The organism is uncultured Chitinophaga sp. (genome assembly GCF_937898475.1).
Taxonomy (GTDB): domain Bacteria; phylum Bacteroidota; class Bacteroidia; order Chitinophagales; family Chitinophagaceae; genus Chitinophaga.
Genome location: NZ_CALEJS010000016.1, coordinates 345,639 through 364,541 on the forward strand (window position 1 = coordinate 345,639; position 18,903 = coordinate 364,541).

11 protein-coding genes are annotated in these 18,903 nt (G+C 50.8%); 8 read left to right on the forward strand and 3 right to left on the reverse strand.

Going from position 1 to position 18,903, the window contains the following annotated elements; genetic code table 11:
* Positions 1-50: 50 nt before the first annotated feature.
* From uvrA to Q0577_RS11295, 3 genes are all read left to right on the forward strand, one after another.
* A complete protein-coding gene (uvrA, locus tag Q0577_RS11285) occupies positions 51-2,921 on the forward strand; it encodes an excinuclease ABC subunit UvrA (RefSeq protein WP_298736162.1) in 2,871 nt (956 codons plus the stop codon).
* A gap of 111 nt (positions 2,922-3,032) precedes the next feature.
* The gene (locus tag Q0577_RS11290) at positions 3,033-3,512 is read left to right on the forward strand and encodes a DUF6452 family protein (protein ID WP_298736164.1); all 480 of its coding nucleotides are present in this window, start codon (positions 3,033-3,035) and stop codon (positions 3,510-3,512) included.
* Positions 3,475-4,305, forward strand: coding sequence for a DUF6048 family protein (locus Q0577_RS11295; protein ID WP_298736166.1), 831 nt, complete (start codon positions 3,475-3,477; stop codon positions 4,303-4,305). Before Q0577_RS11290 ends, Q0577_RS11295 begins: the two co-directional genes overlap by 38 nt.
* Before the next feature lie 7 nt (positions 4,306-4,312).
* Here Q0577_RS11295 and Q0577_RS11300 read toward each other — a convergent pair whose 3' ends face one another.
* Positions 4,313-4,771, reverse strand: coding sequence for a GNAT family N-acetyltransferase (locus Q0577_RS11300; RefSeq protein WP_298736168.1), 459 nt, complete (start codon positions 4,769-4,771; stop codon positions 4,313-4,315).
* Between the two features lie 82 nt (positions 4,772-4,853).
* On the opposite strand from Q0577_RS11300, the gene Q0577_RS11305 reads away from it, so the two are divergent.
* The 4 genes from Q0577_RS11305 (at position 4,854) to pbpC (ending at position 14,923) form a co-directional block, all read left to right on the forward strand.
* Positions 4,854-6,377, forward strand: a complete 1,524-nt coding sequence (locus Q0577_RS11305; RefSeq protein WP_298736171.1) for an ATP-binding cassette domain-containing protein — start codon at positions 4,854-4,856, stop codon at positions 6,375-6,377.
* Positions 6,378-6,563: 186 nt separating this feature from the next.
* Entirely contained in the window at positions 6,564-6,821 is a 258-nt protein-coding gene (locus tag Q0577_RS11310; RefSeq protein WP_298736174.1) for a hypothetical protein, read from the forward strand.
* 85 nt (positions 6,822-6,906) lie between these two features.
* Positions 6,907-12,516: an MG2 domain-containing protein gene (locus tag Q0577_RS11315; RefSeq protein WP_298736176.1), complete on the forward strand. Its 5,610-nt coding sequence runs from the start codon at positions 6,907-6,909 to the stop codon at positions 12,514-12,516.
* 19 nt (positions 12,517-12,535) lie between these two features.
* Positions 12,536-14,923, forward strand: a complete 2,388-nt coding sequence (pbpC, locus tag Q0577_RS11320; protein ID WP_298736179.1) for a penicillin-binding protein 1C — start codon at positions 12,536-12,538, stop codon at positions 14,921-14,923.
* Position 14,924: 1 nt separating this feature from the next.
* Here the strand turns inward: pbpC and Q0577_RS11325 are convergent, their stop codons facing one another.
* Positions 14,925-16,181, reverse strand: coding sequence for a replication-associated recombination protein A (locus Q0577_RS11325; protein WP_298736182.1), 1,257 nt, complete (start codon positions 16,179-16,181; stop codon positions 14,925-14,927).
* Positions 16,182-16,248: 67 nt separating this feature from the next.
* Positions 16,249-16,740, reverse strand: coding sequence for a hypothetical protein (locus Q0577_RS11330; RefSeq protein ID WP_298736184.1), 492 nt, complete (start codon positions 16,738-16,740; stop codon positions 16,249-16,251).
* A gap of 98 nt (positions 16,741-16,838) precedes the next feature.
* On the opposite strand from Q0577_RS11330, the gene Q0577_RS11335 reads away from it, so the two are divergent.
* On the forward strand, positions 16,839-18,896 hold the full coding sequence (locus tag Q0577_RS11335) for a M13 family metallopeptidase (protein ID WP_298736186.1): 2,058 nt from the start codon (positions 16,839-16,841) through the stop codon (positions 18,894-18,896).
* Positions 18,897-18,903 lie beyond the last annotated feature (7 nt).

Sequence of the window (18,903 nt, forward strand, 5' to 3'; positions counted from 1 at the left end):
TGTAGTTTAGTAGTTTGAAAAAGTCCGTAGCGGACTTATCGGCTAAGCTTATGTCAAAAAAGAAGAATGCAACGGTTCCTGCCGTGCCTGTAGCTGCAGATGACAATATTGCAGTGTTTGGCGCCCGGGAGCATAACCTGAAGAACCTGGACCTGCAGTTGCCCAAGAACAAGCTGGTGGTGATAACCGGTATCAGCGGCAGCGGAAAATCTTCCCTGGCTTTTGATACCATTTATGCAGAAGGGCAGCGGCGCTATATGGAGAGCTTTTCGGCCTACGCGCGCCAGTTTATCGGCGATATGGAAAGGCCTGATGTTGACAAGATCACCGGCCTGTCGCCGGTTATTTCCATAGAACAGAAAACCACCAATAAGAACCCGCGCTCTACTGTAGGCACCATCACGGAGATCTATGATTTTCTGCGCCTGCTGTACGCACGTATCGGCGTAGCTTACTCCTACAATACCGGCAAACGGATGACCCGTTTCTCGGAAGAAGAGATATTGGCACACCTGTTCAAGAACTACCCGAAGCGTAAACTGAATATCCTGGCTCCACTGGTACGCGGCCGTAAAGGCCATTACCGCGAGCTGTTTGAGCAGGTACGCAAACAGGGCTACCTCAAGGTACGGGTAGATGGGGAAATACAGGACCTGAAAGAACGTATGCAGGTGGATCGCTATAAGATCCATGAAATAGAACTGGTGATAGACCGCATACAGGTGCAGGAGGACGCCCGCGCCCGCATCAGCCAGAGTGTGCAGAAAGCGCTGCAGATGGGAAAAGGGCTGATGTTCGTAATGGACAATGATACCCAGAAGGTTAGCCAGTACAGTAAGCAGCTGATGTGTGAAGACACCGGTCTTTCTTACGAGGAGCCTTCTCCCAACACCTTCTCCTTTAACTCTCCCTACGGCGCCTGCCCCCGCTGCAAAGGCCTGGGCACCATCTACCAGATCAATATGGACGAGGTCATACCAGACTACAGCGTGTCTATCAACGACGGCGGACTGGCCCCCCTGGGTGAAGCCCGCGACACCTTTACCTTTAAACAGGTGCAGCAGCTGGCCCGTAAATATAAATTCTCCCTCAGCGCGCCTATCTCTGATATTCCCCAGAAGGCAATGAACGTGCTGCTGTTTGGCGACGAAAATGGCAAGCTGGAAGTTGATATGGAGTTTGACGGAAATGGCGGCAACGGCTACGCGACCGACTATGAAGGCGTGGTGAACATGGTGCGCCGCTATTTTAATGACACCTCTTCCGACTACGTGCGCAACTGGGCGGAAGGTTTTATGCAGCTCAGCACCTGCCCGGAATGTAATGGCGCCCGCCTGAAAAAGGAAAGCCTTTTCTTCAAGGTAGATGAGAAGAATATCTCAGCGCTGGGAGAGATGGACCTGGATAAACTGGGAGACTGGTTCCGGGACATTGAGAAGCGGCTGGACAACAAACAGAATGTAATTGCCAAAGATATTCTGAAAGAGATCCGGGAAAGGCTGCAATTCCTGCTCAATGTAGGTTTAAGCTACCTTACCCTGAACCGCCCTACCCGTACGCTGAGCGGCGGCGAATCTCAGCGTATCCGCCTGGCTACCCAGATAGGCTCCCAGCTGATGGGCATCACCTATATCCTGGACGAACCCAGTATAGGCCTGCATCAGCGGGATAATATGCAGCTGATAGAAGCGCTGCAGCACCTGCGGGAAATGGGCAATACCGTCATAGTGGTAGAGCATGATAAAGACATTATGCTGCATGCAGACCACCTGGTAGATATAGGCCCCGGTGCAGGCGTGCACGGCGGCCGGATCATTGCACAGGGCACCCCGCAGCAGGTGCTTAAGCTGGATACGCCCACGGCAGGTTACCTGGCCGGTACGCGGGGTATCGGTATCCCCGCAGAAAGGCGCAAAGGCAATGGAAAGTTCCTGGAGCTGAAAGGCGCCAGCGGCAATAACCTGAAAAATGTAAGCGTAAAGCTGCCCCTGGGCACTTTTATTTGTGTGACAGGTGTTTCCGGCAGTGGTAAATCTACCCTGATCAATGAAACGCTGTACCCTATCCTGTCTAAACACGCCTACGATTCCAAGCTGGTGCCTATGCCCTACAAGAGCATTAAAGGCCTGGAAAATATCGATAAGGTGATAGAGATAGATCAGTCGCCCATAGGCCGTACGCCGCGCAGCAACCCGGCCACCTACTGCGGTTTCTTTACGGATATCCGCCAGCTGTTCTCACAGGTACCGGAGGCCAAGATCAGGGGCTACAATGCAGGCCGTTTCTCCTTTAACGTAAAAAGCGGCCGCTGCGATGTTTGTGAAGGCGGCGGCATGCGCGTGATCGAGATGAATTTCCTGCCCGATGTATATGTGCACTGTGAAAAATGTAACGGTCGCCGCTACAACCGCGAAACCCTTGAAATACGGTATAAAGGAAAATCCATTTCAGATGTGCTGGATATGACGGTAGATGAAGCGGTGGAGTTCTTCCAGCCTGTAAACTACATTTACCGCAAGATCAAAACCCTGCAGGATGTAGGCCTGGGGTATATCACGCTGGGGCAATCTGCCGTTACCCTTTCGGGTGGTGAAGCCCAGCGTGTAAAACTGGCTACGGAACTGTCTAAAAAAGATACCGGCAAAACCATTTATATACTGGACGAGCCTACCACCGGCCTGCACTTCCAGGATATACAGCTGCTGCTGAATGTACTGAATAAGCTGGTAGACAGGGGCAATACCATACTGGTGATAGAACATAACCTGGATGTTATTAAAATGGCCGACCACATTATAGACCTGGGCCCTGAAGGCGGCGCTGGCGGAGGCACTATCCTTTGCACCGGCACACCGGAAGAGGTAAGCAATTGCAAAGGCAGTCATACTGCACGCTTCCTGAAAAAAGAGCTCAATAATTAATAATGAATATTTAATAATGCACCGTGCACAATGCCCGGGCGGTACACCAGTTCCGCAACTATTAATTATTCATTATTAATTATTGATATTGTTGTTAATTGCAGCCTGATTATGAAACAGTTTATAATATTAGCAGTGGTTGCACTGGTGACGGTAATGGCCTGCAGTGATGAAACCAAGGTGTGCGACCAGGCATCTGCTACTGATATGAGGATCCGTTTTAAACGGGACAGCTCGGGGATTATCCGGGATACCACCATGCCGGCGGTAACGCTATATGCACTGAACAGGGACAGTATTTACCGTAAACAGGCGGTATCTTCCGTGTTCCTGTCGCTCTCGCCGGTGGCAGACAGCAGCCGTTTTTACCTGAAAGTGGATACCTCCAACACCACTGTACCGGATACACTGATCTTCCGGTATACCAGGAGGCCCAATTTCATCTCTCCTGGTTGTGGCTTTTCCACTTTCTTTTCATTGGATACGGTGATCAGCACCAGGCATACCATTCAGTCATTTATCGTTAATCAAAGCGAAATAACGTCCACCCTAAATGATACAGCGCATATTACTCTTTACTTTGGGATTTAGCATCCTGGTAACCGCGGCGGCAGCCCAGGTGAAACCGGCTGCTCCCAAAACAGACAGCGTTGCGCCCAGAACGGACAGCGTGGCGGTCAGCAAAGACAGTGTGGTCAGAAAGCACGTTGGCAAAGCGCATGCGCCTGTATTACCGGACAGTTTCTATTATGTACCGCAGGGCCTCAGGCTGGGTGTTGATCTCAGCCGTATTGCCGTTAAAGCTTTTCAACCTTACAGAACGGACGTATCTGTATCGGCAGACTATCGCCTGAAAAAGAACCTGTATGCAGCAGCAGAAGCAGGTTGGCATACTACCTCTCATAGTGACAGCAATTATACCTATAAGGGAAATGGCGCCTTTATCACCATAGGCGTTGACAATAATTTCCTGAAAAAACAGGATACGAAGGAACGCTTTCTTTTTTATGGAGGCCTGCGTTATGGCTTTGCCTATCTAAATTATGAGGCGCCAACCTATACTATTTACGACAATTACTGGGGCGACCGGGTGCCGGGCAGTTTTCCCAAAACCAGTGTTAATGCCCATTGGGTAGAATTGCTGATAGGCATCAAGGCAGAAGTGCTGAAGAATTTTTTCCTGGGATGGAACATCCGGGAGAAGATCATGGTCAGCGGGCCTGACCGGGATGGCCCTTTTCCGCCTATTGTAATACCGGGCTTTGGCAGCGGTACCAAAGGTTCGCAGTTTGACTGGCAATACACGGTATCTTACTCTATTCCTCTGGGCAACCTCAGGGTACGCGAGCGCCGGAAACAGGAGAACCCTCCGCCCAGGCGGTAACCGGCAACTATTCCCGTATCATCTCTATATGCGGGATATTATCTTCCAGGTACATATCACTGGTTTGACGAAAGCCAAAGGATTGATAGAACTTTGTGAGGTACTGCTGTGCGCTTATTTTGATGGGCTGTTTGCCAAATCGTGTTTCTACTGCAGCAATGGCCTTTTGCATCAGTTCTTTTCCCGCGCCTTGTCCGCGGGCCGCTTTTGAAGTGATCACCCGGCCAATAGAAGCCTTGTTATATTGCATGCCGCGTGAGTAGATACCGGGGGCAAATATGCGCGCATAAGCAGCCAGCTGCTGCTGATCATCATATCCCATTATATGAACGGCATGCTGGTCTGCAAAATCCACATCCTGGTAAGGGCATTGCTGCTCCACTACAAACACTTCGGCCCGTAAATGCAGGAGGCTGTATAATTCGGCAGTGGTCAGTTCTTCAAACGTTTTTTCTACCCAGGTCATGATACTTCAGCTTTTTCAGGGATAATGAATATTTGCTATAAAACTAGTGCAAAGCTTTCATAAATTTATGGGCTTTATAACCATGCAACCATCATTGATCATGAGTGAAAATGCCGTTCCATTCCTTTCTCTGGAACATATAACTGTACGCTACCTGGATAAAACCTTATTCACCGGCCTGGATTGGGAACTGAAAAAAGGCGAACAATGGGCCATTACAGGCAACAGCGGCTCCGGTAAGACAGCGCTGCTGAACACTATTGCCGGTAAGTTCAATGTGATCAACGGGGGCATTCATTACCATTTTTATGATCAGCACAGGCAAACCCATACTGTCAGCGATCCTTATTTCAACTACCGCAACCTGCTGGCGCTGGTAGCGCACCACCACGATTTCAGGAACCGCAGCAATACAACGGATTTCTATTACCAGCAGCGCTTCAACAGCATGGACGCGGCTGATGCGCCTACCGTACAGCAGCACCTGTATGGTGACAATGGCGTACCTCCGCAGGAAGACCCGCTGCTGGCGCCATTGCGCATAGGCCCTTTAATGGGAAAAGAGCTGATCAAGCTCTCGAACGGGGAAACGCGCCGCGTAATGATCGCCAAAGCCCTGTTGCAAAAACCCGTGCTGCTGATGCTGGATAATCCCTTCAGCGGTATAGACGTGCAAACACGCCAGCACTTTATGGAGATGGTGAACCAGATCATCAACACCGGCATTACTGTATTGCTGGTAACAAGCCCTGATGAGATACCCGCTAATATTACCCACGTGCTTACGCTGGATAAGGGCGCTATTACCGGTAAGCACACACGTGAAGCGTTCCTGCGCGCTGCTGTTCCGGCTACAGCCATCCCGGCTGCTCCGGCCATTGATGCAGAAAAGCTGCGTGCATTCATCAAGCCGGCTCCCCGCCCCTTTGATACGATGGTGCGCATGGAACAGGTAAGGGTGCAGTATGGAGAAAATGTAATACTGGATGATATTAACTGGACGGTACGCACCAATGAAAAGTGGGCGCTGCTGGGACCCAACGGAGCCGGCAAATCAACGCTGCTAAGCCTCATTAACGGCGATAATCCGCAGGCGTATGCCAACGAGATCTACCTGTTTGACCGCAAACGCGGTACCGGTGAAAGCATATGGGATATCAAACGTAAAATAGGCTTTGTGTCTCCTGAGCTGCATCAATATTTCCCGGCAGGTAATAACTGCCTGCAGGTAGTGTGCTCGGGCTTTCACGATATACTGGGGCAATCCCGTACTGCCAGCCCTGAACAAACGGAACATGCTGCGGGATGGATGGAGATACTGGGCATTGACAGCTACAGTGCCCAGCCTTTTAAACAGGTGCCCGAAAGTGTACAAAGACTTGCCCTGCTGGCCCGCGCCCTGGTAAAAGATCCGCCCCTGCTTATTTTCGATGAGCCTTGCCAGGGACTTGATGCACAACAGAAACAACATTTCAAAAGCGTGATAGATACGCTTTGTGCGGTGATGGAATTCAGTCTCATTTTTGTTACGCACTACCAGGAAGAAATACCCGCCGCCGTTACGAAAGTACTGAAGCTGGAGAAAGGGAAAGTGGTGCCTTCCTGAAATGCCGTGAGAGCAAAACGTAGGGCCGTGTCATCTTTTTTTGTTATTTCTACCTTTTTTATAAACCTTTTCTCAGTACATCTGTTATATATTGCTGTTAACTAACCCAGGTTGCGTCATTACCAGGCGTAGCCTGGGTTTCTTATTAAGTTCAATCCTTTTGTTAACCGGTAAAAAAACCAAACCATGAACAATTTATCCTTTAACCCTTTACAGCACATCCATTACCAGTTAATGGAGCTGCAGCAAACCGTGAAGCAACGTATCTGTGAAGAATGCAACTGGAGCCTGCCTACCTACTACCGCAAGGTAAAGAACGGAGAGATCAGCAATGCAGAAAAAGAAAAGATCATTGTTATTGTCTATGATCAGCTGCGGAACACCTGGGATCATTGCAGCAACGGTAATGATCTGCCACCTGCTGCGGTAGTGGCGCCGCTCTAACCCTTTTACCCTTAAGTCATTCCGCCTTACGCATTGTGTTGCTGTACAATGCGTAAGGCTTTTTTATATATTTTACATTACCTTTATGTATCACCTAAACGTGCACAAGAGAATGTATCCCAAACCCAAGTATGCGGTGACAGCCGCTTTTACCTGCCTGTTATTCCTATTGCTATCAAATTCATGCAAGCAGGCTAAAAAAGTCATGAACCCGGCCCTGGCGCAGTATGTAGCAGCTTATACAGCCGGAGTGATCTCCAAACAAAGCACTATACGCGTACAGCTGGCCGGCAATGTGAATGTTACACATACCCAGAACGAACCACTGGAAACCAACATTTTCAATTTCAGTCCTGACATCAAAGGAAAGGCCTACTGGATTGATGCCACCACTATTGAGTTCCGGCCGGATGAAAACCTGCAGCCGGGTAAAACGTATAAATCCAGTTTCCGCCTCTCCAAGGTGATGAAGGTGCCCGGCGATCTCTCCTCCTTTGACTTTGAGTTTAAGGTGATGAGCCCATCTTTCTCCGTAGAGGATTTTGGCCTGAAAACCGCAGACAATTCCACCATGGATCGCATGGTGCTCACCGGTATGATACAGACCGCTGATGTGGAAAACCCGCAGCAGATAGAAAAACTGCTGCGCAACAGTTATAACGGTAAAGCCCTGCCCATTACCTGGCAGCATAATCCCGCAGCAAGAACGTCTAAATTCAGCATTGCCAACATTGTGCTTACCAAAACTGCCGGCAAACTGGAACTGAGCTGGGACGGCGCCCCTTTGAAAGTGGATCTCAGCGGTAAAAAAACAATAGAGGTACCCGCTGTGGGGGATTTTAAAGTAATGGACATACGGGCGGTATCAGACCCCGAACAATACGTGCTGGTGCAGTTCTCCAATCCTGTGAGCGTGGCACAGCAACTGGACGGGTTGATAGGTATCAGCGGACAAGGCGACTTACGCTATACCATCGAAGGCAGCGAAGTAAAAGTATTTGCGCCTACCCGACTGGAAGGTAATTACTCGGTTACCGTGAATGAAGGCGTTATCAATATCATGGATGTACGCCTGGGTAAAACCTTTTCTGCCAATGTGGATTTTGAGAACACGCTGCCCTCTGTCAGCATCCCCGGCAACGGTGTGATACTGCCCCAGAGCAATAAACTGGCCATGCCCTTTGAAGCGGTGAACCTTAAAGCCGTGGATGTAACCATCATCAAAATATATGAAAGCAATATCCCGCAATACCTGCAGACCAATAACCTGAACGGTGAGCAGGAACTGCGCAGGGTGGGCAAACCCGTTGTGGAAAAGACCATCCGCCTGGATATGGATAAATCCCTTAACCTGCATAAACGCAACCGGTTTTTCCTGGATCTTGAAAAGATGCTGCGTACGGAACCAGGCGCCATTTACCGCGTAACCCTTGGTTTCCGCAAATCATATGCACTGCAAACCTGCCATAGCGAAGAAAACGCCGGAGAAGGCAGTAACAATGAAGGTGAGGAAGACGGTGAAGAAGAACAACGCTACTACGGCGAACAGATAGATGAGGACGACGGCTTCTGGCAAAGGTATGACAGCTACTACCCTTATGGCTATAACTGGGATGAACGCACAGATCCCTGCTCTAATTCGTACTACAACAAAGAAAAATGGGCCTCCCGTAATATCATTACGTCCAATATCGGCCTTACCGCCAAAAGAGGCAATGATAACAGTATGGTGATCGCCGTAACAGACATCCGCGATACCAAACCAATGATGGGCGTGGAACTGGAATTACTGGATTACCAGCAACAGGTGATCTTCAAAACCAAAAGCGATGGGGACGGCCTGGCCACCTTTGAGCTGAAACGCAAACCCTGGCTGCTGATCGCTAAAAAAGACGACGAGCGGGGATATCTTAAACTGGACGATGGCAGCTCCCTGCCCCTTAGCCGTTTCGATGTGAAAGGAGAAGAAGTGCAAAACGGCATTAAAGGATTCCTCTACGGTGAACGTGGTGTATGGCGGCCCGGCGACTCACTTTTCCTGACATTCATCCTGGAAGACAAAGAAAAAAAGCTGCCCGAAAACCATCCCGTGACACTGGAGCTGTACAACCCTAAAGGACAGCTATACAAACGGATAGCGCAGCACCAGTCAGTGAACGGTTTTTACAATTTCTCTACCGCCACTGCGGCTGAAGATCCCACCGGTAACTGGAGCGCTAAAGTAAAAGTGGGGGGCGCCGTGTTCCAGAAGAACCTGAAAATAGAAACCGTAAAACCCAACCGCTTAAAAATAAAGCTGGACTTTGATAAAGGCGCTCTGTCCAAAAAGGCGCCCGTAGCAGGTACGCTCTCTGCCCAATGGTTGTTCGGCGCTGCCGGGCGTAACCTGAAAGCTAAAGTAGATGTTGCCCTCAGCTCACAAACCACCCGCTTTCCCAAATTTGCGGATTATAGTTTTGATGATCCGGTAACACATTTTGAAACGGAAGACAAAACGCTGTTTGAAGGCCCGCTGAATGACAACGGCAGCGCATCGGTAAATACAGACCTGCCCCTGGGTAAACTGGCCCCGGGCCAGCTGAAAGCCAATTTCGAAATAAAGGTATTTGAACCGGGGGGCGACTTCAGCATAGATCATTTCTCTATGCCTTATAATCCCTTTGCCACTTATGCAGGGCTGCGCATTCCGGATGGCGACCGCCTTACCGGTATGCTGCTTACAGACAAACCGCATGCGGTAAGCATCGTAAACGTAGATGAACAGGGAAATGTACTTTCCGGCGACCGGGAAGTACAGGTAGAACTGTATAAGATACGCTGGCGCTGGTGGTGGGATGACGGCGCAGGCGATGACTTCAGCAATTTCACACAGGACAGCTATAACCAGCTGCTGCAGAAAGAAACCATCACCCTGCATAACGGTAAAGGCAGCTGGAACCTGATGGTGCGCTACCCCGACTGGGGCCGCTACCTGGTAAGGGTAAAAGACATGAAAAGCGGCCATACCGCCGGACAGGCAGTATACATCGACTGGCCGGGATGGGCAGAACGCATGCAGAAAGAGAACCCGGCAGAAGCAGCCATGCTGGTATTCACCTCTGATAAAACCAGGTACAATGTTGGAGAAGATATTACCCTGACCATCCCCAGCAGCGAAGGCGGCCGCGGACTGGTAAGCGTTGAATCCGGCAGCCGGGTGCTGAAAACAGAATGGATCGAGACCAAAAAGGGCCAGACCACTTTCCGGTTCAAGGCAGAAAAGAACATGGCGCCTAATATATACGTGAACGTTAGCCTGCTGCAGCCGCACGCACAAACCGCGAACGATCTGCCCATCCGTATGTATGGCACCATACCCGTAGCTATAGAGGATCAGCAGACCATTCTGCAGCCGGTGATCAACATGCCCGCTACCCTCAGACCCGAACAGGAAGCCAGCATTACCGTTTCAGAAGCGAAAGGTAAAGCCATGACCTACACGATCGCCTTGGTAGATGAGGGCCTGCTGGACCTGACCCGTTTTAAAACCCCTGACCCGCACAAGTCTTTCTACGCAAGAGAAGCGCTGGGCGTTAAAACCTGGGACCTTTTTGATTATGTAATAGGCGCCTGGGGCGCAGATATGGACCGCATACTCAGCATCGGTGGTGATGAAGGACTGGACAGGAATGCCGGTAATGCCAAGGCCAACCGCTTTAAACCGGTAGTGAAATACATGGGGCCCTTCTACCTGAAAAAAGGAGATGAACAAACACATAAATTTAAACTGCCTCCCTACATCGGCGCTGTAAAGGCCATGGTGGTAGCTGGCTACGAAGGCGCTTACGGCGCCGCAGAGAAAATTGCCGCCGTGAAAAAGCCTTTGATGCTGCTCACCACACTACCCCGTGTACTGGGCCCTTCTGAGACCATACAATTGCCGGTGACGGTATTTGGACTGGAAAGCAACATCCGCAGGGCAAACGTTACCCTTTCAACGAACGGCCTGCTGGAAGTAGTGGGTGAACGTACCAAAACCGTTACCTTCTCCCAACCCGGCGAACAACTGGTATATTTTGACGTACGTGTAAAACCGCAGGTTGGTATTGCAAAAGTAAAAGTAACCGCCACCAGCGGCAGTGAAAAAGCAGAAGAGGCTACAGAAGTGCAGGTGCGCAACCCTAACCCGGTACTTACCACTATACAGGAAAAAACACTGGAAGCAAACTCCAGCTGGAGCACTGCTTTCAGTCCGGTGGGTATGACGGGCACCAACACTGGCACACTGGAAATATCTACCATCCCCTCACTGAACCTGGCCAAACGCCTCCGTTACCTGATAGAATACCCGCACGGCTGTATAGAACAAACTACGTCTTCCGTGTTCCCGCAGCTGTCGCTGGGCCAGTTAACAGATCTAAAATCCTCTCAGCAGGCTGAGATAGATCGCAACATCAAAGCAGGCATTAACCGTATAAAAGGTTTCCAGGCTTCAGACGGCGGTTTCAGTTACTGGCCGGGCGGCGGACAGTCAGACGAATGGGGCACCAATTACGCCGGGCACTTCCTGCTGGAAGCACAGGCCAAAGGCTACGCCCTGCCTGCAGGCCTACTGGACCAGTGGAAGAAATACCAACGCAATAAAGCGGCGACCTGGGCACCGAATTCATATAACTTCTACGGCGGCGACCTGATACAATCCTATCGCCTGTATCTTCTTGCACTGGCCAAAGTTCCCGAGCTGGGCGCCATGAACCGGCTGAAGGAATTTACCTATATCTCTCCTGCCGCCAAATGGCGGCTGGCTGCAGCCTATCGCCTCAGCGGACAACCGGAGGTGGCCAATTCACTGGTGAGCAGCCTGGGTACAGACGTAAAAGCCTACAACCAGCTGGGCGGCACTTTTGGTTCTGACCTGCGCGACAAGGCCATGATACTGGAAACCCTCACCGTGCTGGGCCAGCGCAATAAAGCAAATGAGCTGGTCAAACAGATTGCAGCACAGCTGTCGCAGGAAACCTGGTACAGCACGCAGACCACTGCCTATGCGCTGATCGCTATCGCAAAATTCTGCGGCAATAACAGCGGCGGCAGCAAAATGAATTTCACTTATGAGCTCAATGGCAGCAAAGGCACTGTAAACGGCAACTCCTATGTTACACAGCTGCCGGTGAACTTCAACACTTCCAACGGCAGCTTAACACTGCAGAACAAGGGGCAGAACATATTGTATGTGCGCCTCATCCTTCAGGGACAACCGGATGCAGGACAGGAACCTGTACCCAGCCATCAACCGGAGATCCTGGATGTACAGGTGAAATACAGCACCCGTAACGGCAAACCGCTGGATCCGGCCACCCTGCAACAGGGATCGGACTTTATGGCCACCGTTACCATTCACAATCCCGGCAAACGTGGTTATTATGAACAAATGGCGCTGAGCCAGATCTTCCCCTCCGGCTGGGAAATACTGAATACCCGCCTGCTGGAAACTGACAGCGCCTTTTCACAATCGCCATTCACGTATATGGATATACGTGATGACAGGGTATACACCTATTTTAACCTGGAAGAACGTAAAACCCATACCTATAATGTGCTGCTGAACGCAGCTTACCTGGGCCGCTATTATTTGCCGGCTACTTCGTGCGAAGCCATGTATAATAACAGCATTCACGACTTTGTACCGGGTAAATGGGTGGAGATCGTGAAATAAATAATAGTGTGCATTGAAAATGACGAGGATCCGGCTTTGGATATTACGTAAAAAATGGTGGTTAACAGGAGCAGCCCTGCTGCTCCTGTGCTACTATTTTATCCTGCCTTCAAAACTGTTTGATACCCCTACCTCATTTGTCATAGAAGACAACAGCGGAGACCTGCTGAGTGCCGCTATAGCAACAGACGGCCAATGGCGGTTTCCCCTGAACAGCGATGTGCCTGAGAAATTTGCACGCTGCATCACCACCTATGAGGATAAACGCTTTTACTATCACTGGGGGGTAGATCCCATTGCACTGGCAAGGGCCATCAGGCAGAATATAGGCCGTCATAAAGTGGTGAGCGGCGGCAGCACGCTTACCATGCAGGTAATACGCCTGTCGCGCAACAAACCGCGCAACCTGTGGCAAAAACTGGTGGAAGCCGTGCTGGCCACCCGCCTTGAATTTGCCTGTTCTAAAAAGGAGATACTGGCTTTATATGCGGGCAACGCGCCTTTTGGCGGCAATGTAGTGGGCCTGGAAGCCGCTGCCTGGCGCTACTATGGCCGCAGCGCCGGCCAGCTATCCTGGGGAGAGACGGCCGCCCTGGCGGTATTACCCAACAGCCCCGCATTGGTGCACCCCGGCAGGAACCGCCGTATCCTGGCAGCTAAGCGCGACCAGCTGCTGGACAAATTATATCAACAGCACCACATAGACAGCACCACCTGCAGCCTGGCTAAACTGGAACCCCTGCCGGATCAGCCCCTGCCCCTGCCGCAGTGGGCGCCCCACCTGCTGGACCGTTTCAAACTGGATTACCAGCAGCAACGTCAGTCAGGCGCTACCCGCATCCGCACTACCGTAGATGCCGCACTGCAAAAAAATGTGACCGGTATTATTGAACGTTATCACCAGCAGTACAAAGCCAACGGCATCAATAATGCGGCTGCCCTGGTGCTCGACGCTGAAACCGGCAACACGCTTGCCTATGTAGGCAATGTATACGATCCCGCTGATCCCGAACTGGAAAGCCATGTGGATATCATCCAGGCGCCCCGCAGTCCCGGCAGCACACTGAAACCATTGCTGTACGCTGCCATGATGCAGGACGGGCTGATACTGCCCAATACCCTGGTACCAGACATTCCGACCCAGATTGCCGGTTATTCCCCACAGAACTTTGACCTGGGCTTTGATGGCGCCGTACCTGCCTCCCGCGCGCTGGCGCGCTCCCTGAATATCCCCGCGGTACGTATGCTGCGTGATTACCGCTACGAGCGTTTTCATGCACTGCTGCGGCAAATGGGCATCACCACCCTTAAGCGCCCTGCAGATCACTATGGCCTTTCCATGATCCTGGGAGGCGGCGAAACCACGCTCTGGGAGCTGACCGGCATGTATGCCAGTATGGCCAGGACCTTACTGCACCTTGACCAGTACCAGGGTAAATATGACCGCGACGATATCCATGCACCCAACTACCGGAAGGATACCCGGCAAAGCACCGAACACGCCCCCACTACGGCAGGCGTACTGGATGCAGGCGCCATCTGGCAAACCTTCCAGGCGATGCAGGAAGTAATGCGTCCCGGGGAAGAGCTGCTGTGGCAGCAGTTCTCATCATCCCAGCGCATTGCCTGGAAAACAGGCACCAGCTTTGGCTTCCGCGACGGCTGGGCCATTGGCGTTACCCCGCAATACGTAGTAGGCGTTTGGGTAGGCAATGCGGACGGAGAAGGCAGGCCCGGCCTCCTGGGAGTAGCTACCGCGGCGCCGGTACTGTTTGATGTATTCCGCCTGCTGCCTGTAAGCGGCTGGTTCAATACGCCATACAGTAAACTGAAAAAGATTGAGGTATGCCGCCAAAGCGGCTATCGTGCAAGTGAACTGTGCCCGGATAAAGATTCAATATGGGTACCCGCCGCCGGATTACGATCAGGTGTATGCCCCTATCACCAGCTGGTGCACCTGGATCACAGCGGGCAATGGAGAGTGACAGACAATTGCGAATCGCCCCGGCTGATGCAGCATAAACCCTGGTTTGTACTGCCGCCCGCCATGGAATATTACTATCGCGCAAAAAACAACTATCAGCCCTTGCCACCTTACAAGCCTGCATGCCTGGCCTCCCTGCACCAGGAAAAAGCGCCCATGGAACTGATCTATCCCCGGCCCAATGCGCGCATATTTGTACCGGTGGAAATAGACGGGCAGCCGGGCCAGACCATCTTTACCGCAACCCACCGCAATACTGCGGCGCGTATATTCTGGCACCTGGATAATAACTATGTAGGCACAACGGCGGAATTTCACCAGCTGGCGTTGCATCCAGCTCCGGGTAAGCATACTATTACCCTGGTAGATGAAGATGGGGAAGAAGTGAGAACAGCTTTTGAAATACTGGGCAGAGAAAAATAGTTCAATAATTGTATTTATCCTTCCACAGCCCTTTCAGATAGCGCCGTAATTCCTCTTCCCTGGCATTTTTACCGGGATCGTATAGCTTAGTACCGCTTATCTCATCCGGCAGGTATTCCTGGGCGGAAAAGCTATTTTCAAAATCATGTGAATAGGCGTAATCCTTGCCGTAGTTCAGCTGTTTCATCAGCTTGGTGGGAGCATTACGTATGTGCAGCGGTACGGGCAGATCCCCGGTTCGCGCCACCAGCGATTGTGCATTGTTAATGGCCATATAGGCGGCATTGCTCTTGGGAGAAGACGCCAGGTAGGTAGCACATTGCGAAAGAATGATCCGGGCCTCCGGGAAACCGATCATGTTCACCGCCTGGAAACAGCTGGTGGCCAGTAACTGGGCGTTCGGGTTGGCATTACCGATATCTTCCGATGCCAGTATCACCATGCGGCGGGCAATGAACTTTACATCCTCTCCGCCTTCAATCATTCTTGCCAGCCAGTATACCGCGCCATTGGGATCACTGCCCCTGATAGACTTGATAAAGGCGGATATGATATCATAATGTTGTTCACCACCCTTATCGTAAATAGCAATACGCTGCTGCGCAATGTCCATTACCTTCTTGTCTGTGATCACCAGCGGGTATTCCTGCAGGGTATCTACCACCAGCTCAAAGAGGTTCAGCAGCTTGCGGGCATCGCCTCCTGAAATGTTCAGCAGCGCAGCGGTTTCTTTGAGCTCGATCTTTTTACTGCCCAGCCATTCATCTTTCTCCATGGCCTGCTGCAACAGCTGTAACAGCTCTTTTTTATCCAGGGGTTTCAGCACATACACCTGGCTGCGGGATAACAATGCTGAATTTACTTCAAAAGAAGGGTTCTCTGTTGTAGCGCCAATGAGGGTGATGATACCTTTCTCCACAGCGCCCAGCAATGCATCCTGCTGGGATTTATTGAAGCGGTGTATCTCGTCTATGAACAGCACAGCATGTCCCTGCCGCCGTGCAATTTCAATCACTTCCCGCACTTCCTTTACGCCAGCGGAGATGGCGCTCAGCGTATAGAACGGCGCCTGCAGCGTATGGGCGATGATGTTGGCGATGGTGGTCTTTCCTACTCCGGGAGGGCCCCACAATATCATGGAAGGTATTTTGCCCTGCCCTATAGCTTTACGTAGAATGCTGCCTTCACCGGTAAGATGCGCTTGCCCCACCAGCTCATCCAGCGTTGTTGGTCTTAATCTTTCTGCTAAAGGCTCCATAAAATCATTTGACGGTTGGCAGTTGGCAATTAGTCTACAGACGTTAGCCTTCCGCTATTAACAACTGCTATTTATTCGTTTCCTGCCATTGCCGCAGATAGGCAAAAGACAGGGCGCAGTTCACCAATACGGCTGCTGCATGCAGGATCAGCACAATAATAAAGCCGGTCATCATACTACGCAGGGATTGCAGGCTGGGCGCCGGCTGGCTCTTAGGCATCTGTTGCACCAACTGTGGCAGCATCTCTTCAATATTCCTCAGCACAAATATCCCGTTGGTGATCAGCAGCACCGCATAGAAAATGGCCATGAAGCCCATGATACGCAGCCCTCCCGGCGTGCTGGACTTCAGCTGCCTGGAAGGGTCTTTAATGCTTTGCTGCAGGCCTATGCTCAAAAAACTGTGTATCACAACGGCCCCGGTTAACAGCATAAAAATAAGCACCGGCGACATAGCGGGCATAAAAAGTAAACCCAGCAACAACATCAGTACAAGGAAACCTGCTATCAGTAAATTGATGATACTCAGGAACCTGAATAATCCAAACTTTGAAGACATGTTCTCACTTTTTGTAAATACAAACCTAGCTAAATTAGTTGACAGTGATTATTTAATAGTTAAATCCTGTATATTTAGCCACTAAACCTGTTTTACTTATGAATAACACGCATGCTGTAAAGCTTTTGTTGCTGGCAGCCATGACTTCTGTGGCAGCCTGTAACTCCCAAAGCTCTTCACAAGAGGCGGGGGCGGATTCTACCAAAGTACCTGCCTTTGCTGTCAACTCCATAGATTCTACCATTAAACCCTGCGACGACTTTGACGAATTTGCCAACGGCAACTGGAAAAAGAATAACCCTATTCCTTCCACTGAAAGCCGCTGGGGCGCTTTTAATGTGCTGGATAAGGAGAACAAGGAAGTAAGGCTCAAAGGCATCATCGCAGAGATCACCGCCATGACCGATCTCAAAAAAGGAACAGAAGAACAGCAGATCGCTGATTACTACCGCTCCTTTCTCGATACCGCTACCATCGAAAAGCTGGGCATCTCTCCCCTGCAGCCCTATCTTGATAAGATCAATGCAGTAAAATCCCTGGAAGAATGGTCTAAAGTAAGCGGCGAACTGCAGAAGTTCGGCGTACCTACCTTTGCTGCTTTCTACGTAGATGCTGATGCCAGAAACAGTTCCATGAATGCGCTATATGCATACCAGGACGGACTAAGCCTTGGCGAAAGAAGCTACTATGACAGAACGGACTCTAACACCGTGAACGTTAGAAATGAGTTTGTGAAGCATGTGGACACCATGTTCGCGATGGCTGGCTGGACCGATAAGAACCCGGGCAAAACGTTACTGGCCTTCGAAACCAAACTGGCCAAACTGCAGCTTACCAACGTGCAGCGCCGCGATCCTGTAAAGACCTACAACAAAGCGCCATTTTCCGAATTAAAAACACTGGCGCCGCAATTTGACTGGGATGGATACGCCAGTGCACAGGATATTAAGAAAACAGACACTATTATTATTGAAGATAAAGCTTACCTGAAAAATGCAGGCACGCTACTGAAAGCAACCCCGCTGGAAACACTGAAGCTGTACGCCCGCTGGCGGCTGCTCAGCGATTTTGCCGGCTTCCTGCCGAAGAAATTCGATGACGCCAATTTCCATTTCTACGGCACCGTAATGAGAGGTCAGAAGGAACAGAAGAAACGTGACGAAAGGGCCATCCGCTCTACAGATGGCAACATGGGCATGCCACTGGGTAAAGTGTTCGTGAAAAAATACTTCCCGGAAGATTCCAAACAGAAAGTTTCTGAAATGATCGAGAACGTGCGTAAGGTATACGGTGAAAGGATCGATAAACTTACCTGGATGAGCGATTCTACCAAGCAGATGGCGCACAAGAAACTGGCCTCCTTTACTTACAAAATAGGCTATCCTGATAAGTGGAAAGACTATTCCAGCATTAACATCCAGCCAGGCACCCTCATCGAAAACGTGATCGCAGCCAACCTGTACAGAAATGATGAAGCGGTTAAGAAGATCGGCAAGCCGGTAGACAAAAAAGAATGGCTCATGACACCGCAAACGGTGAATGCGTACTATAATCCTACCAACAACGAAGTGGTGTTCCCCGCAGGCATCCTGCAGCCGCCCTTCTTTAATCCAAATGCAGACGATGCGATCAACTATGGTGGTATCATTGCCGTAATAGGCCACGAATTTACCCATGGTTTTGACGACCAGGGCTCTCAGTTCGATGCTGAAGGCAACCTGAAAAACTGGTGGACGGCCGCTGACCGCGCCAACTTTGATAAGCTGACCGGTAAATACGCACAGTATTTCGGTGGTATAGAAGCGCTTCCCGGCTTCTCCATCAATGGCCAGCTGACACTGGGCGAAAACGTAGCAGACCTGGGTGGCCTTACCCTGGCCTATTACGCACTGGTTAAATCCCTGGAAGGCAAACCTGAACCGGCGCCTATCGATGGCTATAACTGGAAACAGCGATTCTTCCTGGGTTGGGCGCAAGTATGGCATGCCAACACCACAGATCCCGCACTGCGTCAGCAGATACAGACAGACCCGCATTCACCTGCGCGTTACCGTATCAATGGCCCGCTGCCACACATGAAAGAATTCCAGGAAGCCTGGGGCTGCACCGGTGGCAAAATGACACTGCCGGATTCAGCCCGTGTAGTGATCTGGTAATTTTATC